This window comes from Streptococcus tangpeifui (assembly GCF_044503215.1).
In the GTDB taxonomy this organism is placed as follows: Bacteria; Bacillota; Bacilli; order Lactobacillales; family Streptococcaceae; genus Streptococcus; species Streptococcus tangpeifui.
This window is the reverse complement of the sequence record NZ_CP172427.1, coordinates 1,835,342-1,860,994: the sequence shown is the minus strand read 5'-3', so window position 1 is coordinate 1,860,994 and position 25,653 is coordinate 1,835,342. Positions and strand designations below refer to the sequence as shown.

At 41.7% G+C, this 25,653-nt stretch carries 27 protein-coding genes; 24 read left to right on the top strand and 3 right to left on the bottom strand.

Annotated elements, in window-relative coordinates:
• The first annotated feature begins 1 nt into the window (after position 1).
• The 20 genes from csm2 to smpB all read left to right on the top strand — a co-directional run bounded on the left by csm2 (position 2) and on the right by smpB (position 17,537).
• Entirely contained in the window at positions 2-406 is a 405-nt protein-coding gene (gene csm2 / locus ACFSN5_RS08500) for a type III-A CRISPR-associated protein Csm2 (protein WP_165329353.1), read from the top strand.
• Positions 406-1,071 (top strand): type III-A CRISPR-associated RAMP protein Csm3, encoded by a 666-nt coding sequence (gene csm3, locus ACFSN5_RS08495; protein ID WP_165329354.1) that lies wholly within the window; start codon positions 406-408, stop codon positions 1,069-1,071. Before csm2 ends, csm3 begins: the two co-directional genes overlap by 1 nt.
• Position 1,072: 1 nt before the next feature.
• Complete coding sequence (gene csm4, locus ACFSN5_RS08490) at positions 1,073-1,975, top strand: type III-A CRISPR-associated RAMP protein Csm4 (RefSeq protein WP_165329355.1); 903 nt, start codon at positions 1,073-1,075, stop codon at positions 1,973-1,975.
• Positions 1,976-1,977: 2 nt separating this feature from the next.
• Positions 1,978-3,024 (top strand): type III-A CRISPR-associated RAMP protein Csm5, encoded by a 1,047-nt coding sequence (csm5, locus tag ACFSN5_RS08485; protein WP_165329356.1) that lies wholly within the window; start codon positions 1,978-1,980, stop codon positions 3,022-3,024.
• Positions 3,021-3,977 carry a type III-A CRISPR-associated CARF protein Csm6 gene (csm6, locus tag ACFSN5_RS08480; protein ID WP_241154262.1) on the top strand — a complete coding sequence of 319 codons (957 nt, stop codon included), beginning with the start codon at positions 3,021-3,023 and terminating at the stop codon, positions 3,975-3,977. The genes csm5 and csm6 (ACFSN5_RS08480) overlap by 4 nt, the downstream gene beginning before the upstream one ends.
• Entirely contained in the window at positions 3,974-4,174 is a 201-nt protein-coding gene (locus tag ACFSN5_RS08475) for a hypothetical protein (protein ID WP_350018439.1), read from the top strand. Before csm6 (ACFSN5_RS08480) ends, ACFSN5_RS08475 begins: the two co-directional genes overlap by 4 nt.
• 11 nt (positions 4,175-4,185) lie before the next feature.
• Positions 4,186-5,472 carry a type III-A CRISPR-associated CARF protein Csm6 gene (csm6, locus tag ACFSN5_RS08470; protein WP_165329357.1) on the top strand — a complete coding sequence of 429 codons (1,287 nt, stop codon included), beginning with the start codon at positions 4,186-4,188 and terminating at the stop codon, positions 5,470-5,472.
• A gap of 126 nt (positions 5,473-5,598) precedes the next feature.
• Positions 5,599-6,558, top strand: a complete 960-nt coding sequence (locus tag ACFSN5_RS08465; protein WP_165329358.1) for a PhoH family protein — start codon at positions 5,599-5,601, stop codon at positions 6,556-6,558.
• Between the two features lie 512 nt (positions 6,559-7,070).
• Entirely contained in the window at positions 7,071-7,568 is a 498-nt protein-coding gene (gene ybeY / locus ACFSN5_RS08460; protein ID WP_004227867.1) for an rRNA maturation RNase YbeY, read from the top strand.
• Positions 7,549-7,953 (top strand): diacylglycerol kinase, encoded by a 405-nt coding sequence (gene dagK, locus ACFSN5_RS08455; RefSeq protein WP_004227245.1) that lies wholly within the window; start codon positions 7,549-7,551, stop codon positions 7,951-7,953. The genes ybeY and dagK overlap by 20 nt, the downstream gene beginning before the upstream one ends.
• A 169-nt stretch (positions 7,954-8,122) precedes the next feature.
• Positions 8,123-9,019: a GTPase Era gene (era, locus tag ACFSN5_RS08450; protein ID WP_004226332.1), complete on the top strand. Its 897-nt coding sequence runs from the start codon at positions 8,123-8,125 to the stop codon at positions 9,017-9,019.
• 291 nt (positions 9,020-9,310) lie between these two features.
• Complete coding sequence (locus ACFSN5_RS08445; RefSeq protein ID WP_165329359.1) at positions 9,311-10,096, top strand: alpha/beta hydrolase; 786 nt, start codon at positions 9,311-9,313, stop codon at positions 10,094-10,096.
• A gap of 64 nt (positions 10,097-10,160) precedes the next feature.
• On the top strand, positions 10,161-10,685 hold the full coding sequence (locus ACFSN5_RS08440; RefSeq protein WP_004226236.1) for a mycothiol transferase: 525 nt from the start codon (positions 10,161-10,163) through the stop codon (positions 10,683-10,685).
• A gap of 157 nt (positions 10,686-10,842) precedes the next feature.
• Positions 10,843-11,664 (top strand): DNA-formamidopyrimidine glycosylase, encoded by an 822-nt coding sequence (gene mutM, locus ACFSN5_RS08435; protein ID WP_165329360.1) that lies wholly within the window; start codon positions 10,843-10,845, stop codon positions 11,662-11,664.
• Positions 11,661-12,257 carry a dephospho-CoA kinase gene (gene coaE / locus ACFSN5_RS08430; protein ID WP_277423764.1) on the top strand — a complete coding sequence of 199 codons (597 nt, stop codon included), beginning with the start codon at positions 11,661-11,663 and terminating at the stop codon, positions 12,255-12,257. Before mutM ends, coaE begins: the two co-directional genes overlap by 4 nt.
• Positions 12,258-12,730: 473 nt before the next feature.
• Positions 12,731-13,849 carry a multidrug efflux MFS transporter gene (locus ACFSN5_RS08425; RefSeq protein WP_241154265.1) on the top strand — a complete coding sequence of 373 codons (1,119 nt, stop codon included), beginning with the start codon at positions 12,731-12,733 and terminating at the stop codon, positions 13,847-13,849.
• Positions 13,849-13,995, top strand: a complete 147-nt coding sequence (gene rpmG, locus ACFSN5_RS08420) for a 50S ribosomal protein L33 (protein WP_004227942.1) — start codon at positions 13,849-13,851, stop codon at positions 13,993-13,995. The genes ACFSN5_RS08425 and rpmG overlap by 1 nt, the downstream gene beginning before the upstream one ends.
• Positions 13,996-14,039: 44 nt before the next feature.
• Positions 14,040-14,276 (top strand): preprotein translocase subunit SecG, encoded by a 237-nt coding sequence (gene secG, locus ACFSN5_RS08415; RefSeq protein ID WP_004226742.1) that lies wholly within the window; start codon positions 14,040-14,042, stop codon positions 14,274-14,276.
• Between the two features lie 119 nt (positions 14,277-14,395).
• Positions 14,396-16,801, top strand: a complete 2,406-nt coding sequence (rnr, locus tag ACFSN5_RS08410) for a ribonuclease R (RefSeq protein WP_165329361.1) — start codon at positions 14,396-14,398, stop codon at positions 16,799-16,801.
• A gap of 259 nt (positions 16,802-17,060) precedes the next feature.
• Entirely contained in the window at positions 17,061-17,537 is a 477-nt protein-coding gene (smpB, locus tag ACFSN5_RS08405; protein ID WP_165329362.1) for an SsrA-binding protein SmpB, read from the top strand.
• Between the two features lie 54 nt (positions 17,538-17,591).
• Here smpB and ACFSN5_RS08400 read toward each other — a convergent pair whose 3' ends face one another.
• Positions 17,592-18,344 carry a MurR/RpiR family transcriptional regulator gene (locus ACFSN5_RS08400; protein ID WP_165211648.1) on the bottom strand — a complete coding sequence of 251 codons (753 nt, stop codon included), beginning with the start codon at positions 18,342-18,344 and terminating at the stop codon, positions 17,592-17,594.
• Positions 18,345-18,513: 169 nt separating this feature from the next.
• On the opposite strand from ACFSN5_RS08400, the gene ACFSN5_RS08395 reads away from it, so the two are divergent.
• The 3 genes from ACFSN5_RS08395 (at position 18,514) to ACFSN5_RS08385 (ending at position 23,101) form a co-directional block, all read left to right on the top strand.
• A complete protein-coding gene (locus ACFSN5_RS08395; protein ID WP_165211645.1) occupies positions 18,514-20,373 on the top strand; it encodes a glucose PTS transporter subunit IIA in 1,860 nt (619 codons plus the stop codon).
• 244 nt (positions 20,374-20,617) lie between these two features.
• On the top strand, positions 20,618-22,090 hold the full coding sequence (locus ACFSN5_RS08390; protein WP_165329363.1) for a glycoside hydrolase family 1 protein: 1,473 nt from the start codon (positions 20,618-20,620) through the stop codon (positions 22,088-22,090).
• A 108-nt stretch (positions 22,091-22,198) separates the two neighbouring features.
• Positions 22,199-23,101 (top strand): hypothetical protein, encoded by a 903-nt coding sequence (locus ACFSN5_RS08385; protein ID WP_206222664.1) that lies wholly within the window; start codon positions 22,199-22,201, stop codon positions 23,099-23,101.
• Between the two features lie 317 nt (positions 23,102-23,418).
• Here the strand turns inward: ACFSN5_RS08385 and ACFSN5_RS08380 are convergent, their stop codons facing one another.
• The gene (locus ACFSN5_RS08380; RefSeq protein ID WP_165211639.1) at positions 23,419-23,811 is read right to left on the bottom strand and encodes a lactoylglutathione lyase; all 393 of its coding nucleotides are present in this window, start codon (positions 23,809-23,811) and stop codon (positions 23,419-23,421) included.
• Positions 23,812-23,897: 86 nt separating this feature from the next.
• Positions 23,898-24,575, bottom strand: a complete 678-nt coding sequence (locus ACFSN5_RS08375; RefSeq protein ID WP_165211636.1) for an NAD(P)H-dependent oxidoreductase — start codon at positions 24,573-24,575, stop codon at positions 23,898-23,900.
• A gap of 108 nt (positions 24,576-24,683) precedes the next feature.
• On the opposite strand from ACFSN5_RS08375, the gene ACFSN5_RS08370 reads away from it, so the two are divergent.
• Complete coding sequence (locus ACFSN5_RS08370) at positions 24,684-25,583, top strand: ROK family protein (RefSeq protein ID WP_165329364.1); 900 nt, start codon at positions 24,684-24,686, stop codon at positions 25,581-25,583.
• The last annotated feature ends 70 nt before the right edge of the window (positions 25,584-25,653 follow it).

Sequence of the window (25,653 nt, the reverse complement as noted above, 5' to 3'; positions counted from 1 at the left end):
CATGGCGATTTTAACAGATGAGAACTATGTTGACAAAGCTGAAAGAGTGATTAAAGAACTTTCTAAAAAGTCAGATAAAAATGGAGAACCAATTTATTATTTAACGACTAGCCAAATCAGAAATCTTTTGTCTTTGACAAGCAGTCTCTATGATGAAAGCAATGTCAAGGCATTTGAAGAACTGAATGATAAATTTGCCTATCTCAGAGTGCAGTTTGTTTATCAATCAGGTCGCAATTCAGTTAAGAAAGGTAGAAATGATTTTTTTCCGGTCAAAGAGCTGGTTGAAAGGGCCCAAATTTTGGACATTTTAAAAGAGGTTAAAGATACTGCGAGTTTGCAGCGTTTTTGTCGCTACATGGAAGCCTTGGTGGCCTACTTTAAGTTTTATGGAGGTAAAGATTAATGACATATGCAAAGGTAAAAATTTCTGCTAACCTACTTTTGGAGAGCGGTTTACACATTGGCGGAAGCAGCGCTTATGCAGCCATCGGAGCTGTTGATTCTCCTGTTATTAAAGACCCTGTGACTCATTTGCCAATTATTCCGGGATCCAGTCTCAAGGGAAAAATCCGTGCCCTTCTCTCTAAGACAGATTATAATCACAATACGAGCAGTGATTTAGGAAATGACAGCGATGAGATTAGCCGCCTATTCGGCAATAGTAAAAATGCCGACTATAAGCTTGGTCGCTTGGTCTTTCGTGATGCTTTTTTGACCAATAAAGAGGACTTAGATGCTAAAGGTGTTCACAGCTATACAGAAGTGAAATTTGAAAATACGATTGACCGTATTACAGCGGAAGCAAATCCACGCCAGATTGAACGGGCTATCCGTACCAGTGAGTTTGGCTTTGAGGTGATTTACGAGATTACAGATAAAAGCATTGATCAGGTTTCAGAGGATGTAGCTATTTTACGAGATGGTATTCGCTTGCTTGAAATGGATTATCTCGGTGGCTCTGGCAGCCGCGGTTATGGTAAGGTGGCCTTTAAGGATTTAAAAGCAGAAACGGTATACGGGGATTACGATGCAGCAGCAATCAGTGCTCTATTAGGTGAGGAGGTCTGATATGACCTGTAAACTTTATCAATTACAATTTAATTCGGCTCACTTTGGTGGCGGCAGTCTTGAATTTTCAGAGATGACTTTTTCTGCTGACCGACTTTTTTCAGCTCTGGTTTTAGAAGCAAAGAAATCCAATCGCTTAGATGAATGGATGGAACTGGCTCAGTCAGATACTTTTGCTATGACAGATGCCTTTCCATATCATTCAGTCCCTTTTTTGCCAAAGCCAATCGGTTTTCCTTCATACGAGAAGTTTGACCAAACCAAAGATGCCGTCACCCTGCGTCAAGAAGCTAAAAAAACTAAGAAACTCGATTTCATGAAATATGAGTTATTAGCAAAATTTTTAGAAGGCGATGTCATTGACAGTGACAAACATTCAGAACAGTTTATTGTAACCAAAAATAGGCCTCATGTAGATGGAGCTCTTTATCAGGTTGGAGTTTCAGTACCGAAGGAAGAAAGCGTTTCTTTATATGTCATCGCCAGTCAATCTGAATTGTTTGATGAGCTGATGACTTCTCTGCAGTTTTCGGGGTTAGGCGGTAAGCGTACCAGCGGCTACGGCCGTTTTGATTTAAGGATTTTGGATCTTCCTAGTAAATTGGAAGCTAGGTTGACCAGTAATTATAAAGGCTTGGTGATGACATTGACGACCAGTTTGCCTCTTGATGATGAATTAGAAAATGCCATGATAGGAGCAAAATATCTGCTGCAAAAATCAAGTGGTTTTGCTTTCAGTCAAGCTTTAGCAGAAAACTTCAGAAAACAGGACTTATATAAGTTTAAATCTGGCTCCACCTTCCAACAAACCTTTACGGGTCAGATTGTTGATGTTAGACCAGATGACTTTCCTCATCCAGTGTGGAATTATGCCAAGCCCTTATTTTACCGATTGGAGGATTAAGTATGAAACATTCTTACAGACAATTTCAAATGGATGTTGTAGCACTGGCTCCAATCCATATTGGCAGCGGGGAAAAATATACGTCTCGAGAGTTCATTTATGAAAATAAAAATTACTATTTTCCAGATATGGGTAAGTTTTATCAAGAAATGATAAGACTAGGTTTAGCTGAAAAATACGAACGTTTTTTAATTGAGCCAAAAAACAAGAAAAAACGATTAAATGATTTTTTATATCAAAATGGTATTCAAATGAGAAATTTTGGCGGCTATGTCCTCGAAGAAACGGGATTTGAGAAAACCGAATCAACGCGTGGAACTTTAAATGATATCTCTAAATTTATCAGAGATGGCTTAGGCCAGCCCTACGTCCCAGGTTCTTCTTTAAAAGGTGCCATTCGTACGATTTTGATGAATACTAAATGGAAAAATAAGGATTTTGTGGATCGAAAAGGACGTAAACCTAAGGAGTATAAAAGCGCTATTCCTTGGGGCCAAAAAAAAGGCCAAGCCTTAAATGATATTTTCCATGACATTAGAGTCAGTGACAGCCAGCCTTTAGAAAATGACAACCTTACCATTGTTCAGAAATGGGATTATAGTTTAACTCCTAAAAAGGATAAAGTGACGCCTATCCCTTTATATCGAGAGTCGTTGAAACCTTTTACGCGTTTGCAGTTTACAATTACAACAACTTCAGATAAAGCCTACGAGCTCATTTCAGAATTGGCAACATATGCAAGTCAGTTCTATCAAGAGTACAAGTCTTTCTTTTTAAATGAAAAATCTAAAGAAGAATATATCCAAGATAATATTCAATATCCAATTTATCTGGGTGGTGGAAGTGGTGTATGGACGAAGACAGTGATGCGACAAGCAAATGGTATAGTTCAGAAACGGTATGTGAAAATGAAGACAAAGATGGTTGGAAAAGGCGTTGTCAAATTAACGAAAGCACCTCAGTTTAATGAGGATAAGAGATTAATTAAAAATCAGGACTCTTTATACGAGATGGGAAAATCATACTTTACGATAAAGGAGATTGAATGAAAGTTTTAATTTCTGCAACAGGAGATACAGATCCGATTCGTGATTTTCATGATGGTGCTCTCTTGCATATTGCAAGGAAGTACAGACCTGATCAAATTGTTATCATCTACTCTGAACGGACGTTTGAAAAAAAGGAAAAGATTGAATTGGCAATCCGTTCAATTCCAAAATACCATCCCGAAATCATCACACACAGTGAAACTATACCTGATGAAGTGGTCTATCACTTTGACCTTATGTATGATAAAGTTTCTTCTATTATCCAAACTTATCTGGATAAGGACAATGAACTAATTCTTAATCTATCAAGTGCAACCCCCCAGATTAAAGCAGCCTTCTTCATTGCTAATCGCTTGAATGATATGAATGTCACAGCGGTTCAGGTACTTAGCCCAGCCCATGGCTCAAACGAAGAAGTTTCTCATGCCAATAAAGAAGATATTCATGATTTGATTGAATACAATTTTGATAATGAAGTTAACTATGAAGATCGAACAGTTGAAGATAAATCGGAGAAATTTAGTTTAGCACTCTTAAAACGAAATCTCAGAAATCTGATTAGTCATTATGATTATAAGGCTGCTTTAGACATGTTAGAGCAAGTGGCTGAATTTCCTCACTCGAAATTACTAAGAGATAAGCTAAAGGATATTGTTAAATCACATAATAAGCAAGGGCTTCCAAGGGGAATTCAAAAGAAAAAATTAAGTGATGAAGAAAAGAAAATTTTAAATAGTTTTCTCTTGATAGACTTACAAAAGAAGCGAGGGAATTTGTCTGAAAGTTTGATTCGTATCAAAAGTTTGACAGAATATCTGTTGGACTATTTGATTACAAAAGAATTTCCCGATGCAGTAGATGATTATGAGGATGTCTACGATAAAGCTTATCTGAACTTATTGGACTATGCCTCTATTTTAAAGAAAAAAAAATGTGGGCAATTTGGGAGATGATTAAACCAATCATGAATTTGAATCATTCAAGAAATGTTATAGCCCACAGTCTTGATCAACTTGATTCTGACGCTATTAGAGATTTGGGACAAGCAGTCAAAAATATGAAAATTTTAATCATTGAAAGCACAATGATCACTAGTCAAATGCTTCAGTTTTATGATGATTTCAACCAAAGCTGTTTAGCATTATTATAAGGGGTTATAAGATGAAGGTATTAATTTCAGCAGTCGGTGATACCGATCCAATCAGGGGCAATCATGATGGTCCTTTACTGCATATTTCAAGACATTATAGACCTGAAAGAATTATCTTGATTTACAGTGAAGGGATGATTCATAAGAAGAAACGGATTGAAAAAGCCATTCTTTCTATACCAGATTATCATCCTGAAATAGTCGTGGATTCTAAAATTTTAGCAGATAACGACGTTTTTCGCTTTGATAGAATGTATGAACAGCTACTAGAGATTATTAATAAGCATATTAACGAGGACGATGAGTTCTTGCTCAACTTATCAAGTGCGACAGCGCAAGTGACGTCAGCAATGTTCACGATTAATAAGATTAATAATCTAAATGTAAGGGCTATTCAAGTACCAACACCGCGAAAGGGGTCCAATCGGAATAATCCAGATGATCAAAAAGATATAGAACTGTTAATATCGGAAAATAAAGATGCTTGTCAGGATGCTGAAAAACGGATTATTGAAGAAGATGCTGAGAAGTTCAGTCAATCGTTAATCAAACGCAACTTGAGAGAATTGATCATTCATTATGATTACCAAGGTGCTTACGAATTGTTGCTTCAAAAGGAAAATAAAAAGCTTATTTCATACTCAAAACGTGCAAAACTTCTTTCTCAGACAGAAAAGCTGATGGATTCTTTTAAATATCAAAAAATCTTACCGGACTTACTAGAAGATGCAGAAGCAACAGAAAAACAAAGGAAAGTGTTCAATTCTTTCCTGTTGATTGATATTATAAATAGGCGTGGTTTGATTGCTGATGTCTTGATTAAATCTAAATCATTGGCAGAATTTGTTCTTCAGGACTATATTGATTCCAATTATTCCGATCTCATTTTGACAGAAGACGGGTTACCAAAAATTAATGAGAATCATCCTCTGGCTGAAACGGTTAATAATTATATCAGCGATGATTTTAAAGCACGAATGGGCGAAAATTATGATGATAACAAACCCTATGATACTCGCTCAACTTTAAATATTCATTCCTTCATTAATATTATTGACTGTTTAGAAAAAGATAACCAATTGACAAGGCTGGTCAAACCGATTTTAGTCTTGAATGCCATGAGAAATAAGATTGCCCATGGTCTGTCTGAAATAGATCGTCAGCTAGTGAATAATAAAAAACTAAAAGAGTTACTGACAAACTTGAAGCAGCTTGTTATCAGTATTTATAACGTTGATGAAAGCTACTTTGACTATTTTGAAGAAAAAAATAAGTATCTATTCCAGTTATTAAATTAAATATCAATAGATTAACTACTAAAAATCAAACAATCACCACTTTAGCGCAGGTATATTTGACCGTGCTTTTTTTGGACAAATACGATATAATGAGACCACTAGTAAGCAAAGAAAGAGGCAGCCTATTTGCAGGACTATTCTGTTGATATTAATTTAAAACATCCCGATGATTTGATGGCTCTTTTCGGTAGCAATGAGCGTCATCTGAAATTGATTGAAGAAAATACGGGCGTGGTTATCCATGCCAGAACTGAAGTGGTGCAGATTCTCAGCGATGATGAGGAATCTTTGGAGATTGCCCGCTTGACCATTGAGGCTCTCTTAGTCTTAGTGGACCGAGGCATGCTGATCAATACTTCCGATGTTGTTACTGCCCTGAGTATGGCCCAAAATGGAACGATTGATCAGTTTGTCGCCCTCTATGAAGAAGAAATCATCAAGGATAATTATGGTAAGCCTATCCGCGTTAAAACTCTGGGGCAAAAGGTTTATGTGGATAGTGTCAAGAATCACGATGTCGTCTTTGGCATCGGTCCAGCAGGAACTGGGAAAACCTTTCTGGCTGTTACCTTAGCGGTGACAGCTCTTAAACGCGGTCAAGTCAAGCGCATTATCCTAACGCGTCCAGCTGTTGAAGCTGGCGAAAGTCTGGGCTTCCTGCCAGGTGACCTCAAGGAAAAGGTGGATCCTTATCTGCGACCAGTCTATGATGCCCTCTACCAGATTTTGGGCAAGGACCAGACCACACGTCTTATGGAGCGCGAGATCATTGAGATCGCTCCCTTGGCCTATATGCGGGGACGGACTCTGGATGATGCTTTTGTTATCCTGGATGAAGCCCAGAACACGACCATCATGCAGATGAAGATGTTCTTGACTCGTCTAGGTTTTAACTCTAAGATGATTGTCAATGGCGATGTCAGTCAGATTGACCTGCCAAGAAACAGCCACTCTGGCTTGCTTGATGCTATTGAGAAGCTCAAAGCTATCAAGCAGATTGACTTTGTCTACCTGTCTGCCAAGGATGTCGTTCGCCATCCAGTTGTGGCTGAAATTATCAAGGCTTACGAACAGGAAATGGAGTAATTTAGAACCTTTTAAGTGTATAAGTGTAAAGAGGCTGGGCGAAAACTCGTCCAGTCTTCCTATTTTGTCATAAACTTTTGGCGCAGTGGTTGGGAGTGAGACTTATTGGCTAGGTCAAGAAATCTTACCCCTGCACAGTTCATGAGGTACTTTAGCACCAATGAACCACTGATGAGAGTTAATCCGGTAGACGAATAGATAGACCAATGATACGGCGCGTTGGTAGGACTGGATTATAATATGGATAGAGTTAAAATTTGTCAGGAAAAAATGGGAAACTAGAAAATGTGGCAAACAAATCTTTTCTAAAACTTTATGCTAGGATAACAGTTTGATGTATTTTTGAAGAAAAGGATTGTATCGCCACTCTTATTTTTGAGTATCGGTAGGTGCAATAGAGCCGTTTTAAAAACGAAATAATCATCAATGCACCGGCCTATCTCTTCTCTTTGTTTTGTCCGAAGGTTAGGCTTTTATGCTATAATAAAAAAGATAATTAGATTGGAAGAGTTATGTATATTGAAATGACTGATGAGACCAAGCAGGTTTCCCAAGAGATGCTGACCCAGATCGGAGACATGCTTAATTTTGCTGCCGAAAAGCTGGGCAAAGAAAATAAAGAGATGGCTGTCACTTTTGTGGATAATGAGGCGATACACCAAATTAACCTAGAATATCGTGGCATGGATCGCCCGACAGATGTGGTCAGTTTGGAGTACAAGCCAGAAGCGCCCATCATTTTTTCTGACGAAGATCTAGCTGAAAATCCTGAATTAGCAGAGATGATGGCAGACTATGATGCCTACATCGGCGAACTCTTTATTTCTGTTGACAAAGCCCATGAGCAGGCTGACAGTTATGGCCACAGCTTCGAGCGTGAGATGGGGTTTCTAGCTGTTCATGGTTTTCTGCACATCAATGGTTATGACCATTATACCCCAGAAGAAGAAAAAGAGATGTTCACTTTACAGGAAGAGATTTTAGAAGCCTATGGACTTACGAGAGACTAATTCACCTAAGAAATGGAAAAACCGAACGCTGACATCCAGTTTAGAATTTGCCTTGACCGGTATCTTTACAGCTTTTAAGGAAGAGCGTAACATGCGCAAGCATGGGATATCGGCTGTTCTGGCTGCTTTAGCGGGCATTATTTTTCACATTACAGCTATCGAATGGTTATTCTTGCTGCTGGCAATTTTCTTAGTGATTACCTTTGAAATTATTAACTCGGCTATTGAAAATGTCGTTGACTTAGCCAGTAATTACCACTTTTCAATGTTAGCCAAGAATGCCAAAGATATGGCTGCGGGTGCTGTGCTGGTTATTTCAGGCTACGCAGTTGCCACTGGCATTATTATCTTTGTGCCAAAAATTTGGGCACTGCTTTTTCACTGAGTCAGCTGCAATTGGCAGCTGGCCTTATTTCTTAGAATAGAAAGGAATGAACGAGTTTGTGTTCTGACCTGAACACAATTAAGGCTGGGTAAAAACTGAGCCATTTAGAAAATCCTGATTTTCTGTTAATGGTCTATGTTTACTTTGCTTGTAACGTTCTTTATATCGTATGTTTAAATCAGGTTTTGTGGCTATTTTAGGCCGTCCTAATGTTGGTAAATCAACGTTTCTCAATCATGTCATGGGCCAAAAGATTGCCATCATGAGTGATAAGGCTCAGACAACGCGCAATAAAATCATGGGTATTTATACAACAGATACGGAGCAGATCGTCTTTATCGACACACCGGGGATCCATAAACCCAAGACAGCACTGGGAGATTTTATGGTCGAGTCCGCCTATTCGACCCTTCGTGAAGTGGAAACGGTGCTCTTTATGGTCCCAGCCGATGAGGAGCGTGGCAAAGGCGATAATATGATTATGGAGCGCCTTAAGGCAGCTAAGATTCCAGTCATTTTGGTCATCAATAAGATTGACAAGGTCCACCCTGACCAACTTTTAGAAAAGATCGAAGATTTTCGCTCTCAGATGGATTTTAAAGAGATTGTACCAATCTCTGCCCTGCAGGGTAATAATGTGGAAACCCTATTGACCATTCTTAAGGATAATCTGGAAGAAGGATTTCAGTATTTCCCTGAAGACCAAATCACAGATCATCCAGAACGATTTTTAGTATCTGAGATGATTCGTGAGAAAATCCTCAAATTGACCGAGCAGGAAGTACCGCACTCCGTAGCTGTGGTTATCGAATCTATGAGGCGCGACGAAGAAACAGACAAGGTTCATATCCGCGCGACCATCATGGTCGAACGCGATAGCCAAAAAGGCATCATTATCGGTAAGCAAGGTGCTATGCTTAAGAAAATTGGTAAGATGGCCAGACGCGACATAGAACTCATGCTGGGGGACAAAGTTTACCTTGAAACCTGGGTCAAAGTTAAGAAAAACTGGCGTGATAAAAAGCTGGACTTGGCTGACTTTGGCTATAATAAGAAGGAGTATTGAGAGCGGGACAGAAATCATTATTTCGGAGAAATTGATTTCGTCGTCCCACCTCCGCACAGTTGATTACTATTGACATGAACTGACGTTCATGGGATTCCTCCAACAGTTCCCCAAACTGTTGGAGCTATCACTTGCGTGGTAGTTAAACAGTCTAGTAGACTGTTTAAAGGGTCGCCTGAAAATAAGAAAGCGATGAGGGTCGGCGGACCTTTTTAATCCGATCCCAGAAATGGGGGAGCGAGGTACAGATAGACTTGTAGTCCAAGTTGGGCTTAGTGAGGAGACAGACCAATGACAGCTAACCTATTTATCGAAGAGACAGGGCATGAACAGAAACAAACGATAATCTTTTTGCATGCTTCGGGTTCCAGCAGTAAAATGTGGCAGCAGCACATGGCAGCACTAAAAAATAATTTCCACTGTGTCGCCATTGACTTGCCTGGGCATGGCAATAGTCGTGATATCGAATGGACAAATTTTGCTGATGTGACAGAAATGATTGCTGACATTATCAAGGTGAAAGCTCACGGTAAACCGCATCTGGTTGGTCTTTCGCTGGGTGGCGGTCTCGTTTTGAACTTGCTAGCGAAACATACCGATTTGGTTGAGCGTGCTGTTGTCGATGGCATGGCCCACTATCCCATCAAAGGTTATCGGAAGGTTATTGCTGGTGTCTATGCTATGTCATTGCTCAAAAATACGATGTTAGTCGCCAAACTCATGAGCAGCATGATGGCAAAAGATGGTGTTCCTGAAGAAGAGTATCGAACCTTTGTTGCTGATTTACAGCAGGCTTCAAAGCGCTCTTTTCGCCGTGCTATGTCCCAAGCTAATCTCTTAAGATTAAACCTGAGAGTTGATAATCCTATCTTTTTTGTTTCAGGTGGAAAAGAGTCGGGTTCGATACATGAATCGCACCAATTACTGGCAAGTCAAAATCCAGCCAGCGAGTATGCTTATTATCCCGACAAGGGTCATGCTTGGCTGTTGAGTGATGTGACCACCCACATTCAGCTCGTGCAGTATTTTTTGCAGGGCGCTGCCTTTCCCCATAAATTGAGGCGGTTTGCTGATTAAGAAGATGTCAAATAAGGTTTAAAGCTGGGGGAGATCCCGGCTTTTGCCATGAGGAGGTAATAATATGACGTATTTAGATATGTTAGTAGAAAGTGTTGACCGCGCACAGGAGCGGTTTGAACGATTATTTGAAGGAGTAACAGTTGAAGAGGCCAATCGTTTTCCAGCTGCAGAAGTTTCAGGTCAAATTAAATCTATGACTTGGCTGGCTTGGCATACTGCGCGTGAAATGGATTTACAGATTTCGGACTTGGCAAAAACAGAGCCGATTTGGTTGGCTCAGGGCTGGAAAGAAAAGTTCAACTTGGACTTGCCTGATGACACACAAGACTGGCAGCACTCGTTAGAGGAAGCCCAAAAAGTTCAGGTGGATGATCTGAGTATTGCGCTGGGATATCTGGAAGCAGCTGCTAAGCTCACTAAAGATTACCTCAACTCGCTTGATGAAGCCGCTCTTGATGATATTGTGGACGATTCTTGGACACCTGCGGTCACTCGCGGTGCCCGTCTGGTGTCGATCATTGATGATGCTGCCATGCATTCAGGTCAGGTTATCTATGCTAGGCGCTTGTTAGGTTTGAAGGATTAAGCTGTTAAAAAAGCAAAGAAGTATCAAAAGAAAGGAAGGATCAGCTTAGAATCCAAGTGGAAGAGCTGATGAAAAAGATAAGAGGCATAGAAAAGCCAATTTCTCTGTCTTAGTCTTGTTTCGATTAGTTTTTCTGGCTGTTCCTGATGTTTTAGATATGCCTGAATTACCAGAAGTTGAGACCGTCAGGCGCGGTTTGGAAGGCCTGATTGTCAACAAGAAGATTGTATCAGTAGATGTGCGCGTGCCCAAGATGGTTAAGACGGATTTGGATACTTTTAAGATGAATCTGCCTGGTCAAACGATTTGCGCTATGCGCCGCCGAGGGAAATACCTTATTTTTGATTTAGGCGCTCAGGTGTTAATCTCGCATCTGCGTATGGAAGGCAAGTACCTGCTCTTTCCAGATGAGGTACCCAACAATAAGCATTTTCATGCCTTCTTTACATTGAATGACGGCTCAACCTTGGTTTATCAAGATGTCCGCAAGTTTGGGACATTTGAGCTCTTAGCAAAATCAGCAGAAGAGGCTTATTTTGTCAAAAAGAAAATTGGCCCTGAGCCGACCAAGGAAGATTTTAAGTTGGCGCCCTTTGAGCGAGCTGTCTTGTCTTCTCATAAGCCCATCAAGCCGCTGCTCTTGGAGCAAAAATTAGTTGCTGGCCTAGGAAATATCTATGTTGATGAGGTGCTCTGGGCAGCTAAAGTTCACCCAGAACGTCAGGCACCCAGTCTCAAAAAAGCAGAAATTAAGCGGCTGCATGATGAGACTATTCGTATTTTGCAGCTGGGCATTCGCAAGGGCGGATCGACCATTCGAACCTATCGTAACGCTTTAGGTGAAGACGGCACCATGCAAAAGTATCTACAAGTTTACGGCCGAACAGGTGAACCCTGTCCGCGTTGCGGAACAGAGATTCAAAAGGTAAAAGTAGGAGGACGGGGCAGCCACTATTGTCCCAAGTGTCAAAAGAAATGAGTAAGATTATCGGATTAACAGGTGGTATCGCTTCGGGGAAATCGACGGTGACAGCCTATTTGAGACAAAAAGGATATCAGGTTATTGATGCTGATCAATTGGTTCATGACCTGCAAGCAAAAGGGAAACCGCTCTATCAGGCCCTAATTTTAGCTTTTGGAACTGGAATTTTGGCTCCCGACCAAGAATTGGATCGCCCTAAATTTGCCCAACTTATCTTTAACGATCCAGCTGCCAGAAAGAAATCGGCTGATCTTCAAGATCGCATTATCCATCAGGAGCTGGCAAAAAGGCGAGATCAGCTAGCAAAGTCTGAAAAAATTTTCTTTATGGATTTGCCGTTACTTTTTGAGCTAGATTATCAAGACTGGTTCGACGAAATTTGGCTGGTCGCCTTAGATGAGGACCAGCAAATCGAGCGTTTGATGGCGAGAAATGGTTACTCCTTAGAAGAGGCTGAAAATCGGATTGCTGCCCAGCTCCCTTTGTCTAAAAAAATTCGTCTAGCTGACCGAGTGATTGACAATAATGGTAGCCTAGAGGAGACTTATGCTCAGCTGGAGCAGCAGTTAGAACGACTGAGCGCCAACTGATAACTGAACCCGCCTACACTCCTGTGAAAAAAGCTTCACCTTTCTTGAATTTGTATGATTCATCATCAGGTTTCCTATTTTTCGTTGGAGTGCTTAACGGTTTAGCGACACTGCATTTGTTAGTCGATTTTACTAATCAAACGAGGTTAGTGGGAGAGGTAGCCAAGTCACCTTAGTGATTGGCGTTTGCCATCAAGTGCAAAGCACTTAGCTAACAAGCCTCTGCTATATCTTACGAAGAAGTGCTAATGCCGAAAATTACTAATTAGTATTTTTCCTTGCTGGACTTGAGGAAAAGTCAATCACCTTGCACTTTTTCCAAGTCCAACTTGTGGTATAATATTTAACAGATGATCCAAGAAAGAAGATGATGACTTATAGAAACAGCAAGTGTTGCAACTGTCAATTGGCAACAGAATCTAAGGATAGCTTGGTTCGGTAATTTTCTCACTGGGGCAAGTTTTTCACTTGTGATGCCTTTTATGTCCCTCTTTGTGGAACAGTTGGGAGCTAAACCAGGGAGAGTTGAGCTTTACGCTGGCTTGTCTGTTTCACTTTCAGCCCTAGCTTCGGCTCTAGTTGCCCCTATTTGGGGTTCTCTAGCTGACCGCTATGGTCGCAAGCCTATGATGATTCGGGCCAGTCTTGCTATGGCTTTTACTATGGGAGGATTGGCCTTTGTCCCCAATGTCTTTTGGATGCTGGCTCTAAGACTTTTAAATGGAATGTTTGCTGGCTATGTCCCTAATTCGACAGCCTTAATTGCCAGTCAAGCGCCCAAGGAAAAGTTAGGAGCAGCTCTAGGGACTCTGGCGACTGGCGTCACAGCAGGAACTTTAATTGGGCCTCTCTTAGGAGGCTATTTCGCTGACCTCTTAGGCATTCGTAATATCTTTCTCTTTGTTGGCGGTCTCTTGCTTTTGTTAAACCTTATGACAGTCTTCTTGATTCGAGAGGATTTTGTGCCTGTAAAGAGGGAACATGAACTTCCGACCAAAGACCTGCTGCACCAAGTCAAGGACCGTCAGGTCATGCTGGGCCTCTTTGTTACCAGCATGATTATTCAGGTTTCGGCCCAATCTATTGCCCCTATTTTGACGCTTTACATCCGTCATCTAGGGCAGACAGAAAACCTCATGTTCGTCTCCGGTTTGATTGTTTCCAGTATGGGTTTTTCCAGTATGCTATCTAGTTCCTTCCTAGGAAAAATCGGCGATAAAATCGGCAATCATCGTCTGCTTCTTTTGGCCCTTTTTTATAGTTTTTGTATGTATCTGTCCTTCGCCCATGCCCAAACGCCTCTGCAGTTAGGACTGCTTCGCTTTCTATATGGTTTTGGGACAGGTGCCCTAATGCCCAGTGTCAATTCGTTGCTGACCAAGATTACGCCTAAGGAAGGAATTTCTCGGATTTTTAGTTACAACCAGATGTTCTTCAATATAGGACAGGTTGTCGGTCCTTTTGTCGGTTCCAGCGTGGCAGCAGGTTTAGGCTATCACTGGGTATTTTACGCCACCTCAATCATCGTTTTTATTAATTTCTCATGGAGTTTTATCAATTTTAGACATTATCTGAAAGTTAAGGAAATCTAGTGCGGATAAAAATAAATTTGAAATGTAGTTCTTGCGGCAGTCTCAATTATTTGACTTCCAAAAATAAGGTAAACCATCCTGAAAAAATTCAGGTGCCCAAATACTGCCCCAAAGAGCGAAAAGTGACCCTTCACCTTGAATCTTAAGAGCATTTATGATAAACTACTTAGGACAATAGTGGAGGAAAGATATGTACAATATTTTACTGACTGCTCTGTTGGTTATGTCTGTGATTTTGATTATTGCTATTTTTATGCAACCTCAGAAAAACCCAAGTAGTAATGTATTTGATAGCAGCGGTTCAGAAGCCCTCTTCGAGCGAACAAAAGCCCGCGGATTTGAGGCCTTCATGGAACGCTTTACTGGTATCCTAATCTTCCTTTGGTTGCTGGATGCCTTAGTGCTTGCGATTTTATCAAGTAAGTAATGACAAAAGTGAGCCGAGACTTGGTCTGGCTCCTTTTTTATAGAAAATTCCCCACAAAATCAAGAAGTAAAGAGGATGAAAAGACAGTTCAAGCAAACGTCTGGTCTGTCAAGAAAATTATGGAAGAACAAATTATTAACTACTTAAAAGAGCAGGGAAAATCCAGTGTCAATGATCTGGCTGCTGCTCTGGACATGGCTGGCTCACAAAAATTTCCCCAGCTAATTAAGGTTATCTCTAGGCTAGAGAGCAACAAGAAGCTTCGATTTAACCAAGATGGTTATGTTTCCTTGCGTAAGGAAGTTCCTAAGAAAAAGCATGAGATTACCATTCAGGGTGTTTTTCGGGCCAATAAGAATGGCTTTGGTTTCTTGCATGTCAGTGATGATGAAGATGATCTGTTCATCGGTCGCAATGATGTCGGATATGCCATCGACGGAGATATTGTTGACGTTGTAATCAAAAAGCCAGCCGACCGTCTCAAGGGAACAGCTGCAGAAGTACGGGTCGTTGATGTGGTTGAACGGGCTCTTAAGACTGTTGTTGGCACGTTCATTCTCGATGATGAACGCCCGCCTTATGCCGGTTACATCAAGTCTAAGAACCAGAAAATTCCTCAGAAAATCTATATCAAAAAAGAACCGGTTGCTTTAGATGGCAGCGAGGTCATCAAGGCCGAGATTGATAAATACCCCACTCGCCATCATGACTATTTTGTCGCTCATGTGCGTGATATCATCGGTCATAAGGATGATGTGGGAATTGATGTGTTGGAAGTTCTGGAATCTATGGACATCGTGTCTGAGTTTCCAGAAGCGGTGATGGCTGAGGCTGAAGCTATCCCTGATGCCCCATCTGAAAGTGACTTTGAAGATCGTTTGGATCTGCGAGATGAAATCACCTTTACTATTGATGGCAAAGAAGCCAAAGACTTGGACGATGCGGTCCATATTAAGAAACTGCCTAACGGTAATTTTGAACTGGGCGTGCATATTGCGGATGTCTCTTACTATGTGACCGAAGGCTCAGCCTTAGACAAGGAGGCAGTTGCCCGTGGTACTTCTGTCTATGTGACGGACCGTGTGGTTCCAATGCTGCCAGAGCGTCTCTCAAATGGTATCTGTTCCCTCAATCCCAATGTCAACCGCTTGACCCAATCCGCCATTATGGAGATTAATCCACAGGGGAAGGTCGTCAAGCACACCATTACTCAGACGGTTATCAAGACGACTTTTCGCATGACTTATGATGATGTCAACCAGATGTTGGCTGGCAATCCCGCTGTGATCGAGCAGTTCAAACCCATTATGGAATCTGTCAGCCACATGGCTGAGCTCCATAAGATTTTGGTGGCCATGCGCATCAAGCGAGGGGCATTGGACTTTGATCGTCCAGAAGCCAAGATTTTGGTTGATAATAAGGGACTGCCGACTGATGTTGTCGTCAGAGACCGAGGAACCGCTGAGCGGATGATTGAGTCTTTTATGCTGGCTGCCAACGAATGTGTAGCTGAACACTTTGCCAAGCTTAAACTGCCCTTCATCTATCGGATTCACGAAACGCCCAAGGCTGAGAAATTGCAGAAGTTCATGGATTACGCCTCCCTTTTTGGAGTACCTATCTACGGTACGGCTAATAGCCTCGGTCAGAGGGCTCTGCAGGAATTTATGAATCGGATTGCAGGCCAACCCGGACACGAGGTCATGTCTATGATGCTCCTGCGGTCCATGCAACAGGCTAGATATTCCGAAAACAATCATGGTCACTATGGCTTGGCGGCCGACTATTACACTCATTTCACCAGTCCTATTCGCCGTTACCCTGACCTGCTGGTTCATCGAATGGTGCGGGAATACAGCGATTTGACTGAGGAAAAGAAAGAACACTTTCAAGAGGTTATTCCAGAATTAGCCAGTTCTTCATCAGCCTTGGAACGCCGGGCAATTGATGCCGAGCGAACTGTTGAAGCCATGAAGAAGGCCGAATACATGGCTGATCAGGTTGGACAGGAATTTGAGGCCGTGGTAGCTAGTGTGGTTAAATTTGGGATGTTTATTGAATTGCCAAATACCATTGAAGGTTTGGTTCACATTACCACCCTGCCAGAATTTTACAATTACAATGAGCGGACTATGACCCTGCAAGGGGAAAAATCCGGCAAGGTCTTCCGAGTTGGTCAGAAGATTAAGGTGCGATTGACCCGAGCAGACAAGGAGACGGGAGATATTGACTTTGCCTATTTACCTAGCGACTTTGATAGCATCGAAAAGGTAGATAGACAGGCTAGAAAGGCCCGTGAAGAAAAAGCCAAGGAGTTCCGTAATCGTCAAGGTTCAGGCAAACGCCGTTTTGATAAGCGACAAGATCGCTTTGGCGACAGGGACAAGGCTGATAAGGGCAAAGGCAAGTGGGATAAGAAGCCGAATGATCATCGGAAGAAAAAGCCGGATAAACGCAAGAACCAGAACCGTCCCCATAATGATAAAAAAGGACGGGAATCAGGTCGCCGTCGCAAAAAACGTTAGGAACTCTTTAAAAATAGCAGGCTGTTCATTCACTGGTCATATAGAGTAACAGTCTAAAATTGGCTGTGGTAGGTGTTTAACCCGTTGATAGTATTGACTTTAAACGGGACAAAGAGAATCCCCTAAGACTTTTCATCATAATCGAGACCGAAGATAAAGACTTGCAGTATCTTGGTGGCTGTCAGCAAGCCTTAGGGCAACTTATTCTATGTTATCTAACGAGATAAACATTAGCTGAACAATGCAAGAAAGGAGACAAATGGCAAATAAAACAACAAAAACTGATCCTGTTTTGGCTCAAAATAAAAAAGCCCGGCATGATTATACCATCGTTGATACCGTCGAAGCTGGCATAGTGCTGACTGGGACCGAAATTAAATCTGTTCGGGCTTCTCGTATCCAGCTCAAAGATGGCTATGCTCAGATAAAAGATGGACAGGCTTGGCTGGTTAATGTTCACATTGCTCCTTTTGAGCAAGGCAATATCTGGAATCAGGATCCAGAGCGCACCCGTAAGCTCCTCCTTAAAAAACGCGAGATTAACCGCTTGGCAAATGAGCTTAAAGGAACTGGTATGACTCTGATTCCTCTTAAGGTTTATATCAAGCGGGGCTTTGCCAAAATTTTGCTGGGGTTAGCCAAAGGGAAACACGACTATGACAAACGGGAAACGATCAAACGTCGAGACCAGGAGCGAGATATCAAACGCCAGATGAAAAATTTTAATACTAGATAAAAAGTTTGGAAGCCACCGGATCCAAACTTTTTATTTAGCCTTCAAAAGCTCCTTTTATCGCATTTCCTGATGAATAAGATTCAGCAAGATTTCAACAAAGATGGAGGAAATAGATTGAGGGTTAATAATGGATTGCCTATTAATCGCACTGCCTGGCAGGACGATAGTCTGTCTGAAAAATTTATCAATCTGTGAGTGATTATTGAGGGTAATAAGATAAGAATTTTGGGGCATATTATGCTGCAATGCGGCTAGAGCAGCTCTGTAGTTGCCCATATCTCCTGATAGTGAGAACATGATCAGGGTATCTTCTTCCCGTATAATATTGGTCAAATGGGCTCCGCTGTTTAAATCACCGGCAAAATAACTGGGGATTCTCAAATCCTGAAGCCCCATATGTAAAAACCTTGCTGGCAAGGATGAGTAGTAAATCCCAAATATATGAACCCTCTGCCTATTTAAAATGGCCTGAATAAGCTGACTAACCTTATTTCGATCAACATTTTTAAATTGCCTAGCCAGACTGATATAATTATCGGTCATATCATCCAGAGGATCAAGAGATTCCTTGCGGTGATGGTGGTGGAGATAGTCTATGGCATCATAACGAAAATCTTTGAATCCTCTGTAGCCCAGCGTTTGGCAAAATCGCTGTACTGCTGCTGTAGATGTATGTGAAAGATCAGCAATTTTAGTAATAGTATACGTTTCCAGAGTATCAATATGGTTAATAACATACTGGTAAACCTTTTGTTCAGTTTTAGAAAAATCCGAGCGGTGCTGTTCTATTTGTTCTAAAAAATTCATGTTAAGAAGGACTCCTGTAGCATTCATTTTACTGAGTTTTAAAGCAATTGTCAAAACTCTCGACTTGCATCAGAACAAGATTGACAACGCTTTCAAAAAAAGATAAAATCAAATCGTTAAAAATAATATCTAACAACGATAAAATTATCAAAATTAGAAGGAGGGTCCTATGAATTACCAACTATTAGCAGATAGCATTGTTAAAAATGTCGGTGGTGTGGATAATATAACGATTCTGTCTCATTGCATGACACGATTACGCTTTAATTTAAAAGATGTTTCTAAGGTCAATAAGGAAGCCCTAGAGCAGTTAGATGGGGTTATCGGTACGGTTTATGCTGGCGGTCAGTATATGGTTATTTTAGGGCAGCATCTAGTTCCAGTCTACGATGCTATCATGAAGACCTATGATATTAAATCTGGCGGTGTCGTTGATGAGAATTTGGATGGGGACTTAGAAAATAAAGAAGGCTGGACTTGGAAGAATGCGCCAAATAAGATTATCGGTTTTATATCCAGTTCTGTCACTCCGATGATTCCTGCCTTAATTGCAGGTGGTATGCTAAAAGTCGCTCTAATCTTGATAACGACCTTTATCAGTAAAGACTTTGAAACTTCTTCAACGTATTTGCTGCTGTCAGCCATCGGGGACGCTCCCTTCTACTTTATGCCTATTTTTGTAGCCTACGGTGCCGCTACAAAATTAGGTGGTACCCCTATTTATGCTATGGTAGCTGCTGCCGCTCTATTGCATACGAATTTCACCACTTTAGTGACGGCAGGGAAGCCAATTGATCTCTTTGGAATGGATGTTCGCCTGTTATCATACGGAACTTCCATGCTGCCGGCCCTGCTCATTGCAATCGTTGCCTACTATGCTGAAAAATATTTAAATAAGATTATCCCTAATATTTTTAAAGCTATCTTTGTTGGTATGGGGACAATTTTCATAGCAGGTAGTTTGGGCTATCTTGTCCTAGGACCTCTTGGCAACATTGTCGGACAAGGTATTGCAGCAGTCTTCATGTTTCTAGACAGTACCGTAGGTCCTCTAGCTGTAGGGCTTCTTGCAGCAGTTTTGCCTTGGATGGTTATGGCAGGGATGCATACAGCTATCACACCGTTTATGCCCCAATTGCTTTCTAATCCGGGCTATGATGCCATGCTTCGCCCAGCCTTCCTTATGCACAATATGGCAGAAGGTGGTGCTGTCCTTGGTGTTATCGGACGAACTAGAGACAAAGTGAAACGCAGTGAATTTGTCTCTATAGCCATTGGCTGTATTGTCGCTGGTGTGACAGAGCCTGCCATTTACGGTGTTAACCTTAAATATAAAAGGCCCATGTACGGCGTTATGGCTGGTGGGTTTGCCGGTGGTTTTGTTGCCAGCCTATTAGGAGCCCGTGCATTTGAAATGGGTTACTCCAATGTCTTAGCTTTGCCAATCTTTGCTAATACAGCTATGGCAGCGGTTGCTGGGATTATAGTCTCCATCATTGTTGCTGCCCTTGTGACCTTCTTTATGGGAGTTGACGTTGAAGAAAAAAGCGCTATTGAAACTGTTACAGAACCTGTGCAAAAGGTAGTTTCAGATGACGCTATCTTAGCAGTTGCCGATGCAGAGCTGCTGCCGCTTGAAAGGGTCAACGACGAAGTTTTTTCTCAAAAATTGATGGGAGACGGTCTTGCCTTTCAACTTGAGAGTGACTTTATCACTTCTCCAGTCAATGGTGAACTAACTACAGTATTTCCAACGGGACATGCTTTTGGAGTAAGGCGACCCGATGGTGTAGAAATTTTGGTTCACATTGGTATCAATACAGTTGAATTAAAAGGACAAGGCTTCGATGTTTTAACTCAAGCCGGAGAAACTGTTCGTGCTGGTCAGCCAGTGGTTAAAATTGATCGTGAAGCAATTGCTCAAGAGGGGTATGATACGACAACAATGTTGGTTATCACTAATGCAAATGGTAAGGATATCACCCTTAAAACACAAGGTAAAGTTAAGCAAGGCGAACGGTTGAATTGAACACGGGCTGCGGCTTGTGCAAAAAAGATAGTTTCTTCCTAGACGCAAGCGTCTTCGTCGAACCTCCTATTTTTGCTTGATCCGCGGACACCCTTTGCGACGTGACGTTTGGTTAGTCGATTTTACTAACCAAACGAAGTTAGTGGGAGAGGTAGCCAATTCACTCTAGTGATTGGCGTTTGGTATCAAGTGCGGAGCACTTAGTTAACAAGCCTCTGCCGTATCTTAATATAAGGAGGAAGCTATGTCTTATCAATTACCTCAAGGTTTTTTATGGGGAGGTGCGACCGCTGATTTTCAATATGAAGGCGGTTTTGGTGAAGGTGGGAGGGGACTTCTCTCCCATGATTTTGAAACGGATGGTTCTGTGGAGTCTCCTCGTCATCATACCATGAGTATGCCTGATGGTTCCATTATTACACCACGTTCATCTTTCTTTTATGCCGATCCTGTTCCTCAAGAAGCAGAACCTATTTTTCTGGATAGTGAATACTATCCAAGCCATAAAGCTGTTGATTTTTACCACCATTACAAAGAAGATATTAAATTGATGGCAGGAATGGGATTTAATGTTTTTCGTTTTTCAATTTGTTGGAGCCGTATTTATCCAACGGGAGAAGAAGCAGAGCCAAATGAAGAAGGGCTTGCCTTTTATAATGATGTTATTAATGAGATGGCGAAATATGGTATGGAACCCTTGATCACAATCTGTCATGATGAAATGCCGATGAATCTGGCTCTGAAGTACGATGGCTGGTCCTCGCGTTATGTTATTGATGCCTATCTTAAATACTGTAAAACTTTATTTGAGCATTATGGCGACCGCTGTCGCTATTGGCTGACTTTTAATGAAATCAATGCGGTTCGGGGATTTGGTCCTTGCGGTACCAGAAACTCAACTGGGCAGGATCGCTATCAAGCAGCTCACCACATGTTTGTGGCCAGCGCCAAGGCTGTCAAATTGGGGCACGATTTAATGCCAGACAGTCAATTTGGGGCCATGTATGCCATGAGTGAACTTTATCCTGCCACCTGTAAACCCGAAGATGTTTTTCACCGGCTGCAAGAACGCCGTGAAAATTGGTACTTTATCGATATTATGGGGCGTGGCTATTATCCGCAATATAGCAAATCCCTTTGGGAACGGCATGGAGTTGATGAGATCCAAATTGAAGACGGTGATGAGGCAATTTTGCGTGAGGGTCAGTTGGATTTTATCTCTTTTAGTTATTACCGTTCGAACACAACTCAAGCAGGCGATGATTGGTTCAATGTAGGCGGATCTAGCAATCCCTATCTTAAAGAAACTCCTTGGGGCTGGGCTGTTGATCCCTTGGGCCTTCGGCATGTCATGAATGAGATTTTTGATCGTATTCAAAAACCGCTCTTCATTGTAGAAAATGGTATGGGAGCTATCGATCAGGCTGATGAAGACGGTTATGTTGAGGATGACTATCGTATCGACTATCTGCGTGATCACCTGCAAAATATGGCTGATGCCATTAATATTGATGGTGTCAACTGCTTTGGCTATACGATGTGGGCACCGATCGATCTCGTTTCCTTATCCACTGGTGAGATGAAAAAACGTTACGGCTTTGTCTATGTGGATATGGATGATAAGGGTCGCGGTAGCCTTAAACGCACTCCTAAAAAGTCTTACCAATGGATGAAAGCCATCATTGCCTCTAATGGTGCCAAGTTAGCTGAAATGTAAGAAACTATCAGTAGGCTTGTTGGATGCTTTCTCTTTAGTCGTTGGTTGCAGTGAGGGAATTGTTTCAGTGTAGAAACTCCAGATACACAGTAGAGTAGGAGGACAAAAATGGCCATAAAACATAAAAAAACTTCAAGATGGCTAGTCTTCTTCCTAGGCCTAATAGTTGTTTTGGGCATGCTATTTCTAATTTGGCATCCCAAAAACACCAGTGAAGAGACTCAAATTTATGGTGTAACCATCGATGACACTTGGGACGGTGAGGCTTCTACCAAAGAAATTGTCAAGGCTTTGAAGGCCATGCCTGTCCGGCCAACTGTCCGAATCGTGATGTCCAAGGAAAAAAGTCCCAAAGATTATGTTCCTCTCTTCAAAAAGATCGCGCCAGTAGCTGATATTATGGCCCAGCCTGTTGATTCCTATGATATGAAGGCTTATCCCGATGTTGCTTCTTATCGTCAGCGCTTTCAAGAATCTCTGAACTATCTCTCCGACTATACAAGGATTTGGGAAGTGGGCAATGAGGTTAATGGAACGGACTGGATTAAACAGCGCCCAAAGCTTATTATGAACAAGGTTGAGGCTGCGTACGAAGTCGTTAAAGAGGCTGACCAGCAAACAGCTGTAACTTTCTACTATGAAAATCCTAAAGACCATGATATGATGGCTTGGATCGATCATCATGTCTCTCGAAAATTACAACAAGGGCTGGATTTTAGTTTTATTTCTTATTATGAAGATGATAATAAAGGCTATCAGCCAAACTGGAAGTCTGTTTTCCAAGAGTTCCAAGGTAAGTTTCCAAAATCTAAAGTAGGTATGGGAGAATGCGGCAATACAGCTAATTCAGCTACAACAGCCAGCAAAATAGCTATGATGCGCCATTATTACAGCCAGCCAGCCTATACTGAGCACTATGTTGGAGGCTACTTTTGGTGGAATTGGGTTCAGGACTGTGTCCCTTATGAGAATAACCGAGTTTCTCAAGAACTTAATCGTATTTTAAAATAACAAAGAGCTGGATCATACGCAGTTTCTGTGAAACTCAAGGAATATGGCAGTCTTTGATTTTGTTGGAGTGATGGTGATTAAGAGTTAAATAAAGAGTTAAAATTAAATAATCATTGCCAGGAGGGGACTGCCCCTCCTGGCAATGATGGTAGCTCATAAAATTTTTTCAGCTAAAATGGTTTATCAAGTCTATTTTACTGGAAATTTTATGAGTTTTTTTATTGCACTTATATGGTAAATTCTAGACAGAAAAATCCCCCATAGCTGGAAATTTTGACATCCAACTATGGGGGACTGTTCAGACTAGTTTTAAAATTTTATTTGCTATTAAACTTTTGTAAATCAATAACTTCAATTTTATAGCCATCTGGGTCAGTAACGAAGTAGTACATCTTAGGTTTGTTTGGGAGCCCCTTGATGTCGGTAACGGTATAGCCAGCCTTTTCATGAGCTTGATGAGTAGCTTCAAGATCATCAACCCCAACAGCAATATGACCGTACCCATCGCCTAGGTTATAGTCACCGTGGCCGTAGTTGTAGGTTAGTTCTAATTCATAGTCTGGATCATCATCCAAAGCCATATAGACCAGCGTAAACTCATATTCGGGGAAATCATTGCGACGGACTTCCTTGAAACCGAGAGCTTCTTGATAAAATTTGAGAGAGGCGTCCAAGTCTTTGACGCGAACACAAGTATGCATGAATTTCATAAACAAAACCAAGAACAGACAAAACAGTAATCGATAAGGCTGTAGCTGTCCATTCTATTTCCTTTCTTTAATAATATAAATAGTTATTAGTCTAGCCAAGTGATAACGTCTTCACGTGGCTTGCGGGAACGTAGGTGCTTAGGATCGCGCAGACGATAACCAAAGGAAACCATACTGGCGATGCCTTCATCATCAGGATTAATAATACCATGTTGGGCTAAAATGCCATCGACTTTATCGTAATCGAAACCTTCAATTGGGCAGGAATCAATCCCCATGAGGGCAGCCGAGGTCATCATATTAGCCATGGCAATGTAGGTTTGTTTGGCAGCCCAATCAAAGAGAGCACGAGGGCTGTCAGCGATTTTCATATTGACTTCCTGAAAGGTCTTGTAAAGATCTAATCTGGATGTCAAATCGGCTGGCTCAGTCAGTCCTCGACGTATTAAGCTATCTTTGATGGCTGCACTATCGTAGCGGACATTCTTGTCAGCCAAAAGAAGGACAAAGTGACTGGCAGTATCCAGTTGGGATTGAGCACCCCAGGCAACTTCCTTGAGTTCAGAAGCCAACTCCTTGATGTGCTGCCGATCCAAAACGACAAAGCGCCAGCCTTCTAATCCGATAGAGGATGGGCTGAGCCAAGCAGTATCTAAGATAGCTTCCATATCGTTACGCGGAATCTCATCTCCATTATAGACCCGCACAGCCACTCGTCGGTCAAAGGCCTGTCGAATTTGTTTTTTAATACTATCAGCTGTCATCTGAGAACCTCCTATCTATATTTGTGCTTTCATCATATCATTTTCTAAAAATTTCTGCTAATCTTAGGAAAAATTATGATAAGATTAAACTAAGAAAGTGAGAGGTCTATGAGCATTTTAGCTATTGATTTAGGAGGAACGCACATCAAGTCAGGTCTAGTATCAGATGATTATGTGGTAGAAAAGATATTTCCTCCACTAGCTTCACCTGATAATTTATCGGACTGCCTATCTTTATTGGATGTTCTGATCCAGCCCCATATTTCAGACATTTCAGGAATTGCCATCAGTGCACCAGGAACGATTGATACTGATCAGGGAGTTATTTACCATGGTGGTACCCTTCCCTTTCTTCATGAATTTAATGTCAAGGACTACTTTGCCAGTACTTATGATTTAACTGCTTGCGCTATCAATGATGGTAAGGCAGCTGTCTTAGCTGAGTTGGCCAAAGGAAACTTAGAGGGCGTTAAAAATGGCGCTGCTTTGGTCTTAGGGACGGGTCTAGGAGGCGGCCTGATTATCAATGGCCAGCTCTACCAAGGCTCCCACTTCCAAGCAGGTGAGCTAACCTTCCTACTTCCCCCAAAGCTGGGGAAAAATGAGATTCTGGATATGCGTGGGGTTCAAGTCTCTGCTGTTGGTCTGATTGCTCGTTTGGCTGAAATTTTAAATCTAGATGATGAGAAAGATGGCCCAGCGGTTTTTCAGGCCTTATCTCAGAGGGACAGTCGCATCTATCCGCTTTTTGAAGATTATTGTCGTTATGTGGCCCTAACCATTCTAAATTTACAGACAACATTAGATCTTGAACGATTTGCAATTGGCGGCGGTATCAGTGCCCAGCCCTTACTTTTAGAGGAAATCAATCGCCAGTTTGACCGACTCAAGGAAGAGATAACCCCTGTCAAGACCATCATCAAGCGTCCGGATATCGTCGCCTGCCGTCACCATAATAATGCCAATTTAATCGGGGCTGTCTACCTTTTGAAGACGAAGATGAGGTAAGGAATTGAGGGGGAGTTACTTACTTTTAACTGTCGGCTTGCCTTTTTCAGGAGTTCTTTTATTGAGCTTA

Bases quoted from the DNA above. Each gene is read 5' to 3' on its own strand.
- csm2 (WP_165329353.1), top strand. From the start codon at position 2: ATGGCGATTTTAACAGATGAGAACTATGTTGACAAAGCTGAAAGAGTG.
- csm3 (WP_165329354.1), top strand. From the start codon at position 406: ATGACATATGCAAAGGTAAAAATTTCTGCTAACCTACTTTTGGAGAGC.
- csm4 (WP_165329355.1), top strand. From the start codon at position 1,073: ATGACCTGTAAACTTTATCAATTACAATTTAATTCGGCTCACTTTGGT.
- csm5 (WP_165329356.1), top strand. From the start codon at position 1,978: ATGAAACATTCTTACAGACAATTTCAAATGGATGTTGTAGCACTGGCT.
- csm6 (WP_241154262.1), top strand. From the start codon at position 3,021: ATGAAAGTTTTAATTTCTGCAACAGGAGATACAGATCCGATTCGTGAT.
- ACFSN5_RS08475 (WP_350018439.1), top strand. From the start codon at position 3,974: ATGATTAAACCAATCATGAATTTGAATCATTCAAGAAATGTTATAGCC.
- csm6 (WP_165329357.1), top strand. From the start codon at position 4,186: ATGAAGGTATTAATTTCAGCAGTCGGTGATACCGATCCAATCAGGGGC.
- ybeY (WP_004227867.1), top strand. From the start codon at position 7,071: ATGTATATTGAAATGACTGATGAGACCAAGCAGGTTTCCCAAGAGATG.
- dagK (WP_004227245.1), top strand. From the start codon at position 7,549: ATGGACTTACGAGAGACTAATTCACCTAAGAAATGGAAAAACCGAACG.
- era (WP_004226332.1), top strand. From the start codon at position 8,123: ATGTTTAAATCAGGTTTTGTGGCTATTTTAGGCCGTCCTAATGTTGGT.
- ACFSN5_RS08445 (WP_165329359.1), top strand. From the start codon at position 9,311: ATGACAGCTAACCTATTTATCGAAGAGACAGGGCATGAACAGAAACAA.
- ACFSN5_RS08440 (WP_004226236.1), top strand. From the start codon at position 10,161: ATGACGTATTTAGATATGTTAGTAGAAAGTGTTGACCGCGCACAGGAG.
- mutM (WP_165329360.1), top strand. From the start codon at position 10,843: ATGCCTGAATTACCAGAAGTTGAGACCGTCAGGCGCGGTTTGGAAGGC.
- coaE (WP_277423764.1), top strand. From the start codon at position 11,661: ATGAGTAAGATTATCGGATTAACAGGTGGTATCGCTTCGGGGAAATCG.
- ACFSN5_RS08425 (WP_241154265.1), top strand. From the start codon at position 12,731: ATGCCTTTTATGTCCCTCTTTGTGGAACAGTTGGGAGCTAAACCAGGG.
- secG (WP_004226742.1), top strand. From the start codon at position 14,040: ATGTACAATATTTTACTGACTGCTCTGTTGGTTATGTCTGTGATTTTG.
- rnr (WP_165329361.1), top strand. From the start codon at position 14,396: ATGGAAGAACAAATTATTAACTACTTAAAAGAGCAGGGAAAATCCAGT.
- smpB (WP_165329362.1), top strand. From the start codon at position 17,061: ATGGCAAATAAAACAACAAAAACTGATCCTGTTTTGGCTCAAAATAAA.
- ACFSN5_RS08400 (WP_165211648.1), bottom strand. From the start codon at position 18,344: ATGAATTTTTTAGAACAAATAGAACAGCACCGCTCGGATTTTTCTAAA.
- ACFSN5_RS08395 (WP_165211645.1), top strand. From the start codon at position 18,514: ATGAATTACCAACTATTAGCAGATAGCATTGTTAAAAATGTCGGTGGT.
- ACFSN5_RS08390 (WP_165329363.1), top strand. From the start codon at position 20,618: ATGTCTTATCAATTACCTCAAGGTTTTTTATGGGGAGGTGCGACCGCT.
- ACFSN5_RS08385 (WP_206222664.1), top strand. From the start codon at position 22,199: ATGGCCATAAAACATAAAAAAACTTCAAGATGGCTAGTCTTCTTCCTA.
- ACFSN5_RS08380 (WP_165211639.1), bottom strand. From the start codon at position 23,811: ATGAAATTCATGCATACTTGTGTTCGCGTCAAAGACTTGGACGCCTCT.
- ACFSN5_RS08375 (WP_165211636.1), bottom strand. From the start codon at position 24,575: ATGACAGCTGATAGTATTAAAAAACAAATTCGACAGGCCTTTGACCGA.
- ACFSN5_RS08370 (WP_165329364.1), top strand. From the start codon at position 24,684: ATGAGCATTTTAGCTATTGATTTAGGAGGAACGCACATCAAGTCAGGT.